Annotated in this window: 13 protein-coding genes; 5 read left to right on the top strand and 8 right to left on the bottom strand. The window is 70.6% G+C overall.

All coding sequences use genetic code 11. The features are described 5' to 3' along the window. Positions 1-301: 301 nt before the first annotated feature. The 5 genes from I6A81_RS41750 to I6A81_RS41730 all read right to left on the bottom strand — a co-directional run bounded on the left by I6A81_RS41750 (position 302) and on the right by I6A81_RS41730 (position 4,973). Positions 302-1,321 carry a hypothetical protein gene (locus I6A81_RS41750; RefSeq protein WP_203006522.1) on the bottom strand — a complete coding sequence of 340 codons (1,020 nt, stop codon included), beginning with the start codon at positions 1,319-1,321 and terminating at the stop codon, positions 302-304. A gap of 457 nt (positions 1,322-1,778) precedes the next feature. Next, positions 1,779-2,309 carry a hypothetical protein gene (locus I6A81_RS41745; protein ID WP_203006521.1) on the bottom strand — a complete coding sequence of 177 codons (531 nt, stop codon included), beginning with the start codon at positions 2,307-2,309 and terminating at the stop codon, positions 1,779-1,781. A 176-nt stretch (positions 2,310-2,485) separates the two neighbouring features. After that, positions 2,486-2,962, bottom strand: coding sequence for a tetratricopeptide repeat protein (locus I6A81_RS41740; protein ID WP_203006520.1), 477 nt, complete (start codon positions 2,960-2,962; stop codon positions 2,486-2,488). 239 nt (positions 2,963-3,201) lie between these two features. Further along, complete coding sequence (locus tag I6A81_RS41735; protein WP_203006519.1) at positions 3,202-3,981, bottom strand: ABC transporter permease; 780 nt, start codon at positions 3,979-3,981, stop codon at positions 3,202-3,204. After that, complete coding sequence (locus tag I6A81_RS41730) at positions 3,978-4,973, bottom strand: ATP-binding cassette domain-containing protein (protein WP_203006518.1); 996 nt, start codon at positions 4,971-4,973, stop codon at positions 3,978-3,980. The genes I6A81_RS41735 and I6A81_RS41730 overlap by 4 nt, the downstream gene beginning before the upstream one ends. Before the next feature lie 76 nt (positions 4,974-5,049). Between I6A81_RS41730 and I6A81_RS41725 the strand changes: the two genes are divergently transcribed. Beyond that, positions 5,050-5,898 (top strand): TetR/AcrR family transcriptional regulator C-terminal domain-containing protein, encoded by an 849-nt coding sequence (locus I6A81_RS41725; protein WP_203006517.1) that lies wholly within the window; start codon positions 5,050-5,052, stop codon positions 5,896-5,898. A 76-nt stretch (positions 5,899-5,974) separates the two neighbouring features. On the opposite strand, the gene I6A81_RS41720 is transcribed toward I6A81_RS41725, so the two are convergent. From I6A81_RS41720 to I6A81_RS41710, 3 genes are all read right to left on the bottom strand, one after another. Next, entirely contained in the window at positions 5,975-7,891 is a 1,917-nt protein-coding gene (locus I6A81_RS41720) for a choline/carnitine O-acyltransferase (RefSeq protein WP_203006516.1), read from the bottom strand. A gap of 179 nt (positions 7,892-8,070) precedes the next feature. Beyond that, positions 8,071-9,051: a class I SAM-dependent methyltransferase gene (locus I6A81_RS41715; RefSeq protein WP_203006515.1), complete on the bottom strand. Its 981-nt coding sequence runs from the start codon at positions 9,049-9,051 to the stop codon at positions 8,071-8,073. Positions 9,052-9,237: 186 nt separating this feature from the next. Beyond that, positions 9,238-10,131: a HalD/BesD family halogenase gene (locus I6A81_RS41710; RefSeq protein WP_203006514.1), complete on the bottom strand. Its 894-nt coding sequence runs from the start codon at positions 10,129-10,131 to the stop codon at positions 9,238-9,240. A gap of 447 nt (positions 10,132-10,578) precedes the next feature. Between I6A81_RS41710 and I6A81_RS41705 the strand changes: the two genes are divergently transcribed. The 4 genes from I6A81_RS41705 to I6A81_RS41690 all read left to right on the top strand — a co-directional run bounded on the left by I6A81_RS41705 (position 10,579) and on the right by I6A81_RS41690 (position 15,136). After that, positions 10,579-11,940 carry a hypothetical protein gene (locus I6A81_RS41705; protein WP_203006513.1) on the top strand — a complete coding sequence of 454 codons (1,362 nt, stop codon included), beginning with the start codon at positions 10,579-10,581 and terminating at the stop codon, positions 11,938-11,940. A 76-nt stretch (positions 11,941-12,016) separates the two neighbouring features. Beyond that, positions 12,017-13,357, top strand: a complete 1,341-nt coding sequence (locus I6A81_RS41700; RefSeq protein WP_203006512.1) for an acyltransferase family protein — start codon at positions 12,017-12,019, stop codon at positions 13,355-13,357. 235 nt (positions 13,358-13,592) lie between these two features. Beyond that, entirely contained in the window at positions 13,593-14,606 is a 1,014-nt protein-coding gene (locus I6A81_RS41695; RefSeq protein WP_203006511.1) for an ATP-binding protein, read from the top strand. Positions 14,607-14,743: 137 nt separating this feature from the next. Next, positions 14,744-15,136 carry an SCO5389 family protein gene (locus tag I6A81_RS41690; protein ID WP_203006510.1) on the top strand — a complete coding sequence of 131 codons (393 nt, stop codon included), beginning with the start codon at positions 14,744-14,746 and terminating at the stop codon, positions 15,134-15,136. Positions 15,137-15,215: the final 79 nt, after the last annotated feature.

Here is a 15,215-nt window from a genome sequence, read left to right as displayed (position 1 = left end):
AAAGCTCGATCGGCACGGCACTCGGACCAGGCATAACCCCAGTCTACGATCAGCCCAAAAACTTCAGACTCGGAACAGTAGCGGGTAGCGCCCGCGGCCGTCGTGGCCCGAAAACGGCCCTACCAGCCCATGACAGGCCCCGTGCGGGCCCTACCCACTACTGTACGTCCGGGCGCGCGGCATCTGACAATATCGGGGCGACCATAGGAAAGACTGGGTAGCGGCGCGCCCGTGGACGCCACGATACCCAGGCGTGCCGCCGGCGGTAACGCAGGACCGTGTCTCGATATGCCGCAACAATTTACAAGGACGCGAAGGGGTTTTCGGGGTCCTGGGCCGGTGTGTTGTTGAGGAATGCGGCGAGCCATACGGCGAGACTGCCGGCCCAGGCGAGGTCGTCCTGCCACGGCACCTGCCGCATCCACTGCTCCATCTCCGACGTGGTAGCCATTGCGAGCAGGTCAAGCAGGCACTGCGGAGGCGGCGCCACCGTCGCACACACCCACGCCAGCGCACCAGCGAGACGGAGATCGATCGAGCTCTCCTCGTCCGTCCACAGTTGCTCGGCCCATGCCACGGCCACTGCCGCCTCAGATCGTTCGATCGCGAGCTGGGCGAGCGCGAGCACCAGGCTGATCCGCACAGGCTCGTCATCCTCCAGCGCCAGCCGTGCTCGCAGCGCCTGCGACACCACCGGTGGCGCTCCTGATGCGGTGGCCAGCGTGTAGGCCGCAGCCGAGCGCACCGCCGCGTCGGCGTCGTCGAGCAGCGGGATCAGCAGCGAGACGTCCGCGGTGATCGCCTCACGCGCCGCCTCCAACGTCAACTGGACGGGGTATCCGGAGGTATCAAACCGCAGATCCTCGGGTGGATAGTCCACCTGAAGCAGGTCCTGGCGCATGTCGCCCCCAAAATGGTCGCGGTGGCCCGCCTCGGCCGTCAGCAACAGCAGATTGGCGCGGCAGTGCGCGGCCGGGTTGGCAGCGAGCCGGATCAGGAACGGCACCGCCAGAGCCGCCGGGGCGTAGGTGCCGCCTTGGTGCCGAATCCTGTCCCACAGGGCGCCGAGCTCACGTGACACGACATCCGGATCGCAGTCGGAAAGCGCGCGCAGCGAGTCAGGTACGTCCTCGGCCCTTCCGAACGCATGGTGATATCGCCGCCACGGAACAGCATCGACCGCAAGCCTGCCGCTGGCCCGCAGCTCCGGCAGCACACGGCGAACGTCACGTACCCACCGGTACTCGCCCAGCCCCTCCGTCACCTTCCGGCGGAGTCCACCGTCGTCCACAACGCCATCGACCACACCCTCGTCAGCCACAGCCCGATCATGACGACGAGCACCGACAGGTTCCGACACCGCAAGCACGTAGGCGCCAACAACTCGGCCCTCACCCGCAGGCCGCCAGTCGCTCGCCCTCCGGCCCGCGCTCCCCCGACGGCGCCGCCCTTCGTTTGCTTCCGTTTGCCTCTGCTTGGAACAACCAGGTGTATCGACGGGATGGTGTTGCTATGGAGCACGCCGACGCAGGCCGTGGTGACGTTCTTGAGGTTCGAGGACCCGGTCACGTCGATCGCATGGCGTGAGGACGTCCTCTACTGCGCGACCGGACGCGACCTGGTGCTCCTCTACCTCCGCGACCGATCCGGGACACCCGCGGGGCCACGTGTCCGCGGAAAGTCCGTTCCCGCTCAACGGCATCGCCGCCGTGGATGGTTTCGGCGTCAAACGCGCGCCGCTGGCAGAAGTCAGTTCCGTGTCGAGTGGTCCCCCGCTCTCAGAGATACCAGTGGCGAGCAATTTTCCGGTTCGCGGCAATGGCTATACCGATCCCGCTCACCATGATTGTGATTGAAGACGCTATCCAGTAGCCACTGGTCTGCGAAACGGGTATGGCCATCTCCGGCCGGCCGTCATGGTATACAAGGAGGACACGTTCACCCACCTCGTGGAAATCCAGGACTGTCGCGAGGTGCCGATTACCATGGTTGTCGACATAGCTGACGTCGGTGTAAGATTTTGTTTCCATCGACGTGGTGCCGTCGGAATGATACGACGTGTAGGTCGACGAATCCGCCCGCACCGATGTTCCGTATGTGCGCACTCCGTCCGAGCGTAGCTTGAGAATTTCGTTCAAGAGAACCGCTCCAGCGAGGACAGCCAACAGGCAGGCGCCGTTTACCACGATCAGGAGCGCGATCTTGCGCGGGACGCGGAATGGTCTTTCATAGTGTGTCCAGAGGACGCCGCGGTCGTACCGCTGAATCGTGCGCCTATCCCGGCTCCGTGACCCTCGCCGCATGGCCACGATCACCTCCTCTGCCCGCCGTGACGCCCTGTCTGATGGCCGCCAGCGCCGACAACCGATGCTTCGTCGCGGAGGAGCGCCCTTCCGAGGTCCGCGACAGCGATCTTCGTCCGACCTCGCGCCACGAGCGTCTCGGATCTCGGCGCGCGATCTTCGATGGTGACGTCCTGTCGACGTCATGAGTCCCAGGCGATGGTCTCCTCAAGGAACTGGCGGGAGGACGCGGTGTGCTGGTGGTCATCACCGAAAACGCGGCGGCGGCGCTGAAGGCTCGCGGCGGCCAGCTCACGGGCCCTCGGGAGGTTCCCGCCTGCGCGCACGATGACCGCGAGGTTGTGTTCGGCGATCAGTGACTCCACGTTGTCGTCGCCGACCGCTCGCCACAGCCGGGCGAGAAGGTCCTCGAGCAGTGCCACGGCCGCGGCGCTGTCCCCCTGGCGGCGCAGAACGCCCTGGAGGTTGAGCGCGGCGGCCGTGGCGCGGTCGCGGAACTGGTCCTCGTCGAGATGTTCGCGTGAGCGGGTGAGCACGTCCTCGTACAGGACACGGGCCGCCTGGATCCTGCCCTGGCGGTCCAGATCGTTCGCGCGCCGGATCTTCGCCAGCAGTGCGTCCGGATGGTTACCGCCGTCTGCCGGCAGGGCTTTGTCCATGGCCAGCCACCTCTGAGCGGGCGAACGGTCCGGGAAGGATTGTCGCATCTCCCCGCCTCACGGGACGCTCCTTCGAGGAGGCGGTGTCAACCGCGATGGGTCGGCGGTTTCCGCGGCGCGCTGTCTCCGCCGTCATGGCCGGGCTTTCGCGATGGCCGGGCCGCTTGCATTCCTGGAAGGACGGTTCCACGAACGTCCGTCCGCGGCCCGGCTCACGCGGTCCCGCTGGCGGTCTCCGATCAGTGACGCAGGCGCCGATAGGCGCGGGCGGACAGCGGCAGGAAGACCGCCGTGATGACGGCTGGCCAGCCGATCGCGAGCAGGACGGCATGGTCGTCGAGCAGCCCGCCGGACAGGCCGGACGGGTTCCCGAGCAGCTCCCGGACGGCGGTCGCCGTGGCGGAGACCGGGTTCCACGCCGAGATGGCGCCCAGCCAGTCCGGCATCGTCTCGACCGGCACGACCGCGGCGGACAGAAAGCCGATCGGCCATACGAGGACCTGAACCGCGGATGTCGTGCCACCGCCGCGGAACGCGATACCGAGAAAGATGCCGATCCAGATCATCGCGAAGCGCAGCGCCAACAGCAACGCGACGGCCAGCACGGCCGAACCGACGCTCGCGTCGATGCGCCAGCCGATCAGCAGGCCGACGACGACGAGCGTGCCGAGTTCGGACACGGCGTTCACCATGTCGGCGCCCGCCCGGCCGAGGGACACCGCGGCCGCGCTGATGGGCATCGACCGGAACCGGTCCGTGACGCCCCTCTTGACGTCGTTGGTCATCGCGGTCGCCGTCGCCTCGACGCCGAACATCATGGCGAGGGTGAGCATCCCGGGCAGCAGGTAGTCGAGGTAGTCGCCGTCGCCCGGCACCTCCATCGCGCCGCCCAGCAGCAGTCCGAAGACCAGCAGCAGCATCACGGAGAAGAGCAGGCCGAAGATCGGGACGGCGGGCTGGCGGGCCCAGTGGGACAGCCCGCGCAGGGTGATGATCCATCCGGCTCGCAGCGTGGTCATCGGACGGCGTCCTCCTTGGTCGTCGGCGCCGCCGCGGCCCGCTGTCGCGGTCCGGTCAGCGTCAGGAACACCTCGTCGAGCGTGGGGCGGCGCAGCACCAGGTCCTCGGGAACGACGCCCGCCGCGTCGAGGGCCCGCACGACCTCGGCGAGCACGACCACCCCCGCGCCGGCCTCGAAGGTCACGGCGTGGTTGGCGGGGTCGACGGCGCCCGGCACGCCGACCGCGGCGGCAAGCGCGTCGGCGGTCGGCCCGAGTGGGACCCGCAGGGGCAGCGTGACCGTCACGCGATCACCGCCGATCTGCCGCTTGAGCGCCTCCGGCGAGTCGTCGGCGACGGCCCGGCCCTGGTTCAGGACGGTGATGCGCGACGCGAGCTGGTCGGCCTCGTCCAGGTACTGGGTGGTGAGCAGGACCGTGGTGCCGCGTTCGGCGACCTGGCGGACGGTCTGCCAGACCTCGTTGCGGGCGCGCGGGTCGAGGCCCGTCGTCGGCTCGTCGAGGAAGAGCACGGACGGCGTGAGGACGAGGCCGACCGCGATGTCGAGCCGGCGCCGCATCCCGCCCGAGTAGGTGGAGACGGCGCGGTCCGCCGCCTCGGCGAGGTCGAAGGAGGCCAGCAGGTCGTCGGCCCGGGAGCGCGCGTCGGCCGTGCCGAGCCCGTACAGGCGGCCGAACATCACCAGGTTCTGCCGGCCGGAGAGGATCTCGTCGACCGCGGCCTCCTGCCCGACGAGACCGATGCGTCGGCGGACGAGCCTGGCCTGGCCGCGGACGTCATGACCGGCGACCCGGGCGGTGCCCGAGTCGAAGTCGAGCAGCGTGGTGAGGATCTTTACGGCGGTGCTCTTGCCTGCGCCGTTGGGTCCGAGCAGGCCGTGCACGGTCCCGGGCGGGACCGCCAGGTCGAAGCCGTCCAGCGCGACGACGTCGCCGTAGCGCTTGCACAGCCCTTCGGCGATCAGTGAGGGGGTGACGGGCGAAACGTTCATGAGACTCCACAACTCCGTATGCCATACGAAGATTCCGAGCGGGTTCACCGTACACCCCACGGAGTACGGTGCGCACATGGCCGACGCAGACGAGCCCACGGCGGGGCGAGGAGCGGCGGACGAGCGGGCCGAGCGGGTCCGCACCACGGAGCGCACCCTGCGGCTGCTCTGGCGGCGCACGCTCGGCCAGCCGCAGGGCTCACGAGGCCCCCGGCAGCGGGTCAGCGTGGACGAGGTCGTCCGGGCGGCGATCGACATCGCCGACGCGGAGGGGCTGCACGCCCTGTCGATGCGCAAGGTCGGCGACCGGCTCGGCCTCGGCGTGATGTCCGTCTACACCTACGTGCCTGGCAGGTCCGAGCTCATCGGGCTGATGGTCGACGAGGTGCTGGGCGAGAACGCGCTGCCCGCCCATGCCGCGACATCGCGCGAACGGATGCGGCAGATCGCCCGCATGCTCTGGGACGAGTACCACCGGCATCCCTGGCTGCTCCAGGTCGAGAGCAGCCGGCCCTGGATCGGCCCGAACGGCTCCGCGCGCTACGAGTGGCAGCTGGCCGCGATCGAGGGCATCGGCCTGGGCGACCTGGAGATGGACCAGGTCGTGGCGCTGCTCGTCGGGTTCACCGAGAGCGCGGCACGCGCCTCCATCAACGCGTCACGCACCGAGCGGGCCTCCGGGATCACCGACCTCGAGTGGTGGGAGATCAACGCGCCAATCCTCGAGCAGGTGATGGACGGCGAGCGCTATCCGATCTCGGGCCGGGTCGGCCAGGTCGCCGGCGAGACCTACAACGCCATCAGCGACCCGGCCCGCTCGTTCGACTTCGGCCTGGAACGCATCCTCGACGGCATCGACCTGCTCCCGCGGCGCCAGCCCGCGTCACCCCCGGCGCCTACCCCGCCGCGACCAGGCCACGGATGATCCACCGGGACGGCCGCGGCGACGTCACCCGGCACCTCGCCCGGGCGGAAGCCGGCGGGGCACGCCCTCCTGTGGTTCAGGCGCGGCCGTGGTCCATGGCGAGCAGCTCGTCGAGTTCGCCGAGGGCCTCGCGCAGCCGGTCGGCGAAGGCGTGCATTCCGGCGGCCACCGGCCGCGGGGTGCTCAGGTAGATGTTCAGCCGGTCCGGCAGCAGCACGTAGGCGATGCCGATGCACTTCCCGCTGGTCGAGCCGAAGCCGAAGTACTCGATGTTGGCCGACGGGGCGGAGCTGGTGCTCAGGTAGTCGTCCCGCATCACCAGCCAGCCCGGTGACTCGTACAGCGGCGACGCCGTGGGCACCCCGAGCTCAATGCCCCGGCGGCGCTGGATGAAGGCAAGCTCCCACAGGTGCTGTTCGGGGGCGTCGCCGCGCTGGCACTCGCCGGCCCGCCGCACATGAGCGTCGGCCGCCGCGCGCAGCGCCGCCCGGCGGGTGGCCGGATCCGCCGCCGGATCGTCCATCGTCGCGACGAAGGTCAGCACCTCCGGCGTGACGACGCGCATCGCCTCGGTGCGCCCGTACCGCCATTGGCGGGTGGCGATCGACTCGTACGTCGCGCCGGTCCGGCCCTTCGCCCGATAGTGCGCGAGCTGGTAGGCCATCTGCACCAGCGCGTCCGGCGAGATCCGCAACGTCTTGGACCGGTCAGCGCCGTGCTCGGGGAACGACAGCGCCACCGCCTCGGTGTCCGCGCCGAACTGGGCGAACGACTCCGCCGCCGCCGCGATGTCCGCCCGCAGCGTCGCGTCCAGGACGAAGGAGATGGGCCGCACCTCCGGGTCGCCGTGCGCTCGGGCCCCGGAGCGGGCCGAGAGCTCGGCGGGCGGCGCGGCGAGCAGCTCGTCGACGAAGCTCAGGACGGTGGTGCCGTCCAGCCCGCAGTGCTCGATGTTGATCCCGGCCCGGCCGTTCGGAAAGACGACGAACGAGACCGACTTGTCGTACCAGCGGCCGGCGGCGCTGCCGTGCAGCAGCTGGTCGCAGGTGGCGAGGGTGTCCGGCGGGACGACGTGGTCGAGGCAGACGCAGAACAGCGCCCGCTCGATCTCCTCCAGGGCGGTCACGTTCGCCGGATCGTGGGCGAGCAGCGCCGCCCGGCTCTCGGCCCACGCCGCGCGGGCCTTGGTGGTGAGATGCCCGACCGCCGTGTCGTCCGGCGCCGGCGCCGGATCGGCGGCGGCCAGCACGCGGGCGAGCCCCGCGGCGAGCTCGGGGAGGGTGTGCGGGGTGCCGTCCGGGCCGAGCACGTCCATCCGGAACATCCGGCCGCGCCGGAACACCAGGACGTGGCGGGCGTCCGACGGGCCCGGGTGGGCGGAGCTGTAGGGCATCCGGACGGTGTCCTGGTCCCCGCCGGGGATGCGGGTGGTGGAGAACAGGAACCGGTTCTGCACCATCGACTGCGGCTGGCCACGCCGCAGCAGCGGCGGGATGCGCTCCGCGTCCAGTCGGATCTTGTAGTCGAGCGCGGCGGCGATCAGGCCGGCGGCCCGCTCGACCTGGGGGTCGCCGGGCGGCGGCGCGGTGGCGGGCGGCGTCGCGGCGTCGCGGAACAGGAAGAAGAAGTTGGCGTTCAGCGCGATCCGGTCCCGCCGGCCCAGGTAGCGGGCCGGCCAGAACTCGTCGAGCCAGCTGTGCACGCCCTCGCTCGCGTTGAATCGGACCAGCTCGGCGTGCAGCGGCCGCCCCGGTCCGTCCGGCGCGAGAAAGTCGTCCACGGCCGCCTTGGTCGCGGCCAGCTGCTCCGCGGTGAGCAGCGGGGCGCACCAGGCCAGAAACCGCGCGCAGCTGTCCGCCAGGTCGGGCAGCGGGACCCGGGGCAGGCTGTCCTCGTTGTCGAAGGTGCGCACGGCGGGCTTCGTCATGGCCGTCGGCGCGGCGGCGGTCGTGGCGGCGGTCGTGGCGGCCTCGCGGCCGGTCTCGACGGTCATCCTGGTTGTCTTCCTCGTCGTGGTCGTGGATGGTGAGCCGTCGCCGCGGGGTGCCGGTAGAGGCTCAGAACCGGACGGCGCGGGTCGCGTGGTCCAGCCAGGTGGCCGAAGCCGGAGCTCCAGCCAATCATGACGCCGGCGGCGTCATCCCGGCGGTGCCAAGCCCCACCCGGCCGTATTCACAGCGATCGGATATCAAGGGGGAATTCGGGCGGGCGGGAGATGAACAGCTGGGCATACAGCCATCCATCGGCTTCCAGCCCGCGCGGATCCACCCCAATCCCCGCGAGCGTCGTCAGCACCTGGTCCCGTTCCCGTCGTGAGGCGAACCGGCGCTGCTCGAAGAACCGGTCTACGGCCACCGTCTGGTAGCCAAACCCGGCAAGAGTCTCGGCAATCGGGTCGAACGGGAACATGCGCAGCGTGAAGTGCGCCATCCAGGGCAGGCCCGGCCCGCCGCCTCCCGCCGCCTCGCCGGACCCGGGGGCCGCGTCCGGGCCGGCGGCCGCCGTGACGATCCGGCTGAGGGTCCGGCCGGTGACGTAGCCGAGGCAGCCGGTGGAGATGACCAGATCCACGCCGGCGAGGCGGGCCCGCTCCGGTTCCGTGGGTTCGCGGGACTCCAGGTCCGCGTGCAGCGCGTCATCGAGGAACCCGGCGTCAAGCGCGTAGGCCAGCGCGGGTCCGGCGGCGTCGAGACCGATCACCTCGAGGTCGGTGACGCCGCCGCGGGCCGTCGCCAGCGCCCGGTCGCTGGCCACCAGCGTCGCCCGGGTTCGCGGGTCAGCCGCGAGGCCAGTCGTCCCGGTCGCCGCGGGCGTTGGGCCGTCGACGGATCCACGGTCATGATCCTGATGACTGCCGCCTGGCTCGTCGACGGCCCGGCCGATCTCCCCCGCGTAACGGTCATACAGCTCGTCGATGGCGACGTCGAACTTCAGCAGCGCCGCGTTGACGCCGTAGGAGCACCCGACGTCGAGCACCCGCAGCCGCCGGTCCGGACGGCTTTCCCGGCACTCGTCCATGATTTTGGAGAAGTACGGCTTGGCCAGTTGGGGCAGCCGGTAGTCGAGCGCGCGCAGCGTACGGAAGTAGGCACGCGGGTCGGGCTGGTTGTAGACGTGCTCGAGTGAGACCTTTCCAACGGCGTCGAACTTCATGGTCGGTGCTCCTCTCGATACGCCCAGCGACTGGGCGATCAGGGTGGGCATCGGTCCGGAATGCTCGGTCGGGAACGCTCGGTCGGGAACGAGCGGGCTGGAGTGCTCGTCGAAGGGCGGCGGTCGTCGGTGACGAAGCGGGGCGTGTCCGCGTCGGCGGACCCGGCGATGCGACGTGCGCGGCGGTCAGTCGAGCAGCGCGTCCACCCGGACCGGCTGGTCGGCCGCCTCCTGGTGTTCCGGCAGCACCCGGCCGAACAGCTGCCTGGTCCGGGACAGGCTGCCGACCACGCCTGGCCGCGCGCTGTAGGCGAAGATCACGCTGTGCCGTTCGACCGGACCGGTCACCCGGCTCACCCGGTGCAGTGAGTAGCGACCAAGAAAGAGTTGGAGGTCGCCGGGCCGCAGGCGCAACCGCTGGACGAGCCTGTCGCCTCGGCCGGCCAGCACCGCCGCGACGTCCTCGACGTTCTCCTCGGCCGCGGACCGGATCCCCGGGCAGTACTCGAACTCGCCGCCGTCGGCTTCCTGGGTCAGCAGACTCACCGCGAACTCGTTGGTGTCGAAATGCCAGGGATGCTCCCGCCCGGGCGCGACGACGTTGACGCACAGCCCCGCCAGCGAATCCGCCAGCTCGTGCACGGCGGGCAGCTCGAAACAGGCCGCGACGAACGTCTGGAACGCGACGCTGGTGTAGAGCCGCTGGACGGCGTGGTCGGCTGGGATGCGGTCCCGGGCGACGAACGCGTTGCCCCGCGGCATGCTGACTCGCCCGGGATGCCCCGACGGCAGCGGCGTGTCGGGCGCGATGTTGTATGCGTTCACCGTCTCGTCGCCGTAGTAGGCCAGCGGCGCCAGCGCCGCGCACTGGGCGCGCAGCGGTTCCAACGCCTCCGGTCGAACGAATCCCGGAAGCACGCAACATCCCGACTCGGCCAGCTCGCGCCGGGCACCCAGGACGAGCCCATTCCAGGCCGCGCTGCCCGGCGGCGCGAACAGCGGGTAGAACTCCGTGTTCACGACGGCCTCGACCGCCGCGGCCGTCGCGAAGTCGTCAAGGACGGTCTCGGACCCGGTCACGGAATCCCTCCATCCACCGTCCACACCACGCGCCACCCGGGAAATCCAGCGCCTCGAAGAACCCAGCACAGTTTTCCGGCCGGTATCCGGGAGACGTCCGGAAATGTGACAGGTAACACGGTTGTCATCTCACGGCCTCATCCAGGCCCGATCCCGCCGGCGGCGGTAAAGGCGCAGGTGGAACGCGCGGGCCTGTTGCACGGGTCGACGCCACGGCGCACGCCGGCAGCCGAGGCATGATCGAGAGATGGCTCGCCGCCGTCCTCGCCCACCCGTCCCGGTCGTGGAGATCGCCGGGTTCCGGTACGCGCTCTGGACAGCTGGTCCATCCTCGAGGTGTCGGTGTATCCATGACGGCCCGCCAGGGCGCCCAATCCTCCGAAAAGCCCGTCATGCCGCGCCGTAGGCGACCAAAGACCGGCGTGCAGGGCCGGCTACGTTGGGCCGATGGTGAGTCTCGGTCATCCGCGGCTGTCCGGGCTGGGGCGAAACCCGGCGGCTCCCCAGGATGTCCTGGTGCGCCTGGCCGCGCACGAGGCCGGCCGGCATGGGATGTCGCTGCGTCGCGGGCAGTTGGCGGACGCTGTCGTCGAGGCCCTGCTGACGCACGGCGGCGGCGAAACCGCGGTCCGCCTGCACGGGGACCGTGTCTCCCCGGCGATGCGCCGCAGGATCGCCGAGCATCCTGATCCGGCGATCCGAGATGCGTTCGCGGACTTCGTCCGCTATCTCGTGGATCAGGCGGTGACGATCGGCATCGGAGGCTTGGAGGAGGCCTACGGCCAGCCCCGGACGGCGCTGGCCGGCGCGCCGGATCCGAAACTGCGCGCCGCGGTCGCGCAGGCCTGGCACGACCGGCCGGAAGCGGTGCAGGTGGGACTACTCGCCGATCCGGATCCGCTGGTCCGCGCGGCCGCCACCGAACGCGAAAGACCGGGTGTCCCACCGGAATGGCGGGACCGTTGTCTTGCCGACCCGGCCACGCGGGTCAACGTGGCGCGCTACGTCCCGCTGACCGCGGACCAGTTCGCACAGCTCCTGCGAACCGAGGACGAGGACGTCTACCAAGCCGTGGCCGGCAATCCTCACCTGTCCGCCGACATGGTCACCCGACTGCTGGACATCGACGACCCGCTCGTGCGCGTCGAGGTGGCGCAGAGCCGCCATGCCGGCGCCGAAACCAGGAACCGGCTGTATGCCCTCGTGGAGGCCCAACGCGCCGCCGGAAGCCTCGACGCCAAGGTGGCGCTGGAATGGAGCTTCGCCGAACCGACCTGGCTACGCGAAGCGCCGCTCGACGAGCGGATGACCTACCTGGACTGCCCGCACGCGGTGTTCCGCCGCGTTCTGGCCTCCTGCCAGGACCTACCCGAGGATGCCTGGCCGCAGCTTGACAACGACCCGGACCTCGGGGTCCGTCGCGCCGCCGCCCGCCGGCCAGACGCACCACCGGAAGTCCTGGAACGGCTGGTACGCGCCCACGGCGACGTGTTCCACGTCCGACCGCTGCTCGTCGAGCACCCCAGCTTTCCCCGTCACGCGCTGCGCACCTTCGTCGACGAACCAAGCCCGTACGTGCAGCGGCTCGCCCTCGAGGATCCCGAACTACCCGTGACAACCCTTCAGCGACTCGCCGCCGCTTCAGAGTCCTTCCTACGCGGCGCAGTCGCCTGCCACCCCAACGTCACGGATGCGCTGCTGGACCAACTGCTGATGGACCCGGAACCCGGGGTCGTCGACTCCGCCGCCGCCAACCCCGCGCTGCGGCCAACCCGGATGTACCGAATCCTCACCGACGCCGACTTGTGACCATCCAGCGTGACGCCCAGAGGCAAACGACAAGATCAGACGATCACCGGTAGGGACCTGAGGTTAGGGTGCCGGCGTGGGCACGCTGCGTGAACGGGCTGAGCGGACGCCGCCGTCGCGTGACCGGTACATCGACCTGCTGCGCTCGATAGCGATCATTCTGGTCGTCGTCGGCCACTGGTTGGCCAGTGTGATCGACTATGACAGGCGTGGCGAGCTGACCGGGCACTCGGCGCTGGAGTCGCTGCCGTGGGCGTACCCGATCACCTGGCTGGTCCAGGTGATGCCCCTGTTCTTCATCGTCGGCGGGTATGCCAACGGCGCCTCGCTGACCTCGAACCACCGCCGCGGCGGTGACACCGCCACCTGGCTGCGCAACCGCGCCGGGCGCCTGGTCCCGCCCACCACCACCCTGCTCGTGGTGCTCGCCGGCAGCGCGCTGGTCGCCCGCCTGCTGGGGGCCAACCCCGGCCTGACCCGGATGGCCGTCTGGGTCGCCTCGATCCCGCTGTGGTTCCTGTCCGCGTACCTCGTCGTGGTGCTGCTGGCCCCGATCATGTACTGGCTGCATCAGCGCTTCGGCTGGCGGGTGCTGCTGGTGCTGGTCGGCCTGGTCGGGCTCGGCGACCTGGCCCGGCTGTTGGGTGCGCACGAGTGGGGCGACGGCAACTTCGTCTTCGGCTGGCTGGCTATTCACCAGATCGGTTTCGCCTGGCGCGACGGCCAGCTGCTGTTCCGGCCGCGGCTGTGGCTGCCCCTGCTGGTCGGCGGCCTGGTGATGCTGCTCCTGCTGACCGTGCCCGGGCCCTACTCGGTCAGCATGGTCGACGTCTCCGGGGAACGGATGCACAACGCGTCGCCGCCGACGCTGGCGCTGCTGGCGGACGCCGCGTTCCAGCTGGGCCTGGTGCTGCTGCTGCGCGGCCCGGCCGAGCGCTGGCTGCGCCGCTCCCGGCCCTGGCTGGCGGTGGTCGCGGTGAACACGGTGGTGCTCACTGTCTTCCTGTGGCACATGAGCGCCGTGTTGCTGGCCGTCGGTCTGCTGAACGCACTGGACGCCTTGCCGACGCCGGCGGCGGCGACCGAGGCCTGGTGGCTGTGGCGGCCGCCGTGGCTGGTCATGCTGACCGCGACGCTGACCGTCCTGGTCGCGATGTTCGGCCGGATCGAGATACGCGGCCCGCGTCCCCCGGCCGCACCGCGTCCGCGGTGGCTCGCGCGCGCCATCAGCACGCCGGTGCCGCGCCTGGGGCTGACCGTGGCCGCCTTCGCGGCGGTCATCGCCGGGCTGCTCAGCAACAGCCTGGCGCCCAGGGTCGGCCAGTACCTTGTCGGCATGCCCGCCGGGGGCCTCCTCGTCTACCTGATCGGCGCCGCCGCGCTACGTCTCCTGCCATCGACCCGGACGATCACGTAGCCCCGATGGGGACCGGGGACCGCGACGACACAGAACGGCCGGCTCGCGGGCGTCGCCGATCATCGCCCGAGGTCTCGCCGGCGATGACATGAGGTGGCGTGGTCCGACAAGGGACGCGGCGTGTTCGGGGACCTACGGCCCGACACGCCGACGCGCCGACGTTGTTGAAAATGGTTGTCGTTACGATGTCGGATAACTCGACTCGGCAACGTCGCCATGACTCGGAGTGCTCCTCGTGAAGATCGCTTTCGTGGGCAAGGGTGGCAGCGGCAAGACCACCCTGTCCGCCCTGCTGTGCCGTCACCTCGCCGCGCTCGGCCACCCGGTGCTGGCCATTGATGCCGACATCAACCAGCATCTCGGCGCCGCGCTGGGCCTCGACGACGAGGCGACCCCAGTGCCGCTCGGCGAGCATCTCCGGGAGATCAAGGACTACCTGCGGGGCGACAACCCCCGCGTCCCGTCGGCGGACGTCATGGTCAAGACGACGCCCCCGGGCACGGGATCGCGGCTGCTCACGCTGTCCGCGGCCAACCCGGTCTGGGCGCGGTTCGGCCTCGACGCCGGGGGCGTACGGCTGCTGGCCACGGGCGCGTTCACCGAGGAGGACCTAGGAGTGTCCTGCTTCCACGCAAAGACCGGCGCGGTGGAACTGCTGCTCAACCATCTCGTCGACGGCCCCGGCGAGTACGTCGTCGTCGACATGACCGCGGGCGCGGACTCCTTCGCCTCCGGGCTGTTCACCCGGTTCGACCACACCTTCCTGGTCTGCGAGCCGACCCGCAAGGGCGTCTCGGTCTACCGCCAGTACCGCGAGTACTCAGCCGACTTCGGCATCACCGTGTCCGTACTCGGGAACAAGATCACCGACGCCGAGGACGTCGCGTTCCTGCGCGACGCCGTGGGCGACGACCTCCTGGCCTGTTTCACCCAGTCCACCCCGGTCCGCGCGATGGAGCAGGGCCGGCCCTTCGGCATGGACGACCTCGAGCCCGAGAACCGCTCCGCGCTCGCGGCGGCGCAAACAGCCGTGGATGGGACCGTCCGGGACTGGGACCGTTTCGTCGCCCAGATGCACGCCATCCACCTGCGCAACGCCCGCGCCTGGGCGAACGACGCGACCGGGGTCGATCTGGCCGAACAGATCGACCCCGGCTTCCGCTACCCCACCGGCGAAGCGGAGGCGGCGGCACCGCCCGCGGCGCCCTTCTCGGCAGGCAGCCGGCCACTCACCGCCCTGACGGTCTGACTCCCCCGCAGCCGGACACAGGCGATCCCGGCACCCCTTCCACGACCAGCCACCGGCCCTTCGGCCACCACGCGCCAGCGCCCTGACCATCCGCGCTCACGTCCCAACGATCCGTCCGCACGCCCAGGAGGAACGCCATGTCGCTCGACGTCCCCACCGCTCTGCTGGAGAAGGCCGAATCGGGCCACGTGCCCGACACCGAGTTCGCCGACTGCGTACGGCAGTCCCTGCCCTACGCGTGGAATGTCATCAGCCAGGTCACCGCCGACCTGCGCGCGGGCGGCGCCGAGTTCGCCGACCACGCCGTGCCCCCGCCCAGCGAGGCCGAGCGAGGGCAACTGCTGCGGGCCCTGGCCAGTGACGCGATCCGCGGCGGCCTGGAACGGCACTTCTCGGTGAAGCTGGCGTTCCAGAACTGCCACCGGGTCGCCGCGTTCCACCCCTCCGCCGTCAGCGGAGACCAGTACCAGGCCTTCATCTCGCCCCGCGAGCAGCTCCTCAACCAGTCCCCGACCCTGCGCGACTGCTGAGTCTCGGGGGGGGGGGGGGGGGGGGGGCCCCCCCCCCCCCCCCCCCCCCCCCCCCCCACCCGCCCGCGCGGGCCCGCGG

The organism is Frankia nepalensis (genome assembly GCF_016786325.1).
In the GTDB taxonomy this organism is placed as follows: domain Bacteria; phylum Actinomycetota; class Actinomycetes; order Frankiales; family Frankiaceae; genus Pseudofrankia; species Pseudofrankia nepalensis.
This window is presented reverse-complemented; position numbering and strand designations above follow the sequence as displayed.

What these genes read in the sequence shown, in the direction of transcription:
- I6A81_RS41740 (WP_203006520.1), bottom strand. Translation starts at nt 2,962, where the DNA reads ATGGACAAAGCCCTGCCGGCAGACGGCGGTAACCATCCGGACGCACTG.
- I6A81_RS41735 (WP_203006519.1), bottom strand. Translation starts at nt 3,981, where the DNA reads ATGACCACGCTGCGAGCCGGATGGATCATCACCCTGCGCGGGCTGTCC.
- I6A81_RS41730 (WP_203006518.1), bottom strand. Translation starts at nt 4,973, where the DNA reads ATGAACGTTTCGCCCGTCACCCCCTCACTGATCGCCGAAGGGCTGTGC.
- I6A81_RS41725 (WP_203006517.1), top strand. Translation starts at nt 5,050, where the DNA reads ATGGCCGACGCAGACGAGCCCACGGCGGGGCGAGGAGCGGCGGACGAG.
- I6A81_RS41720 (WP_203006516.1), bottom strand. Translation starts at nt 7,891, where the DNA reads ATGACCGTCGAGACCGGCCGCGAGGCCGCCACGACCGCCGCCACGACC.
- I6A81_RS41715 (WP_203006515.1), bottom strand. Translation starts at nt 9,051, where the DNA reads ATGAAGTTCGACGCCGTTGGAAAGGTCTCACTCGAGCACGTCTACAAC.
- I6A81_RS41705 (WP_203006513.1), top strand. Translation starts at nt 10,579, where the DNA reads ATGGTGAGTCTCGGTCATCCGCGGCTGTCCGGGCTGGGGCGAAACCCG.
- I6A81_RS41690 (WP_203006510.1), top strand. Translation starts at nt 14,744, where the DNA reads ATGTCGCTCGACGTCCCCACCGCTCTGCTGGAGAAGGCCGAATCGGGC.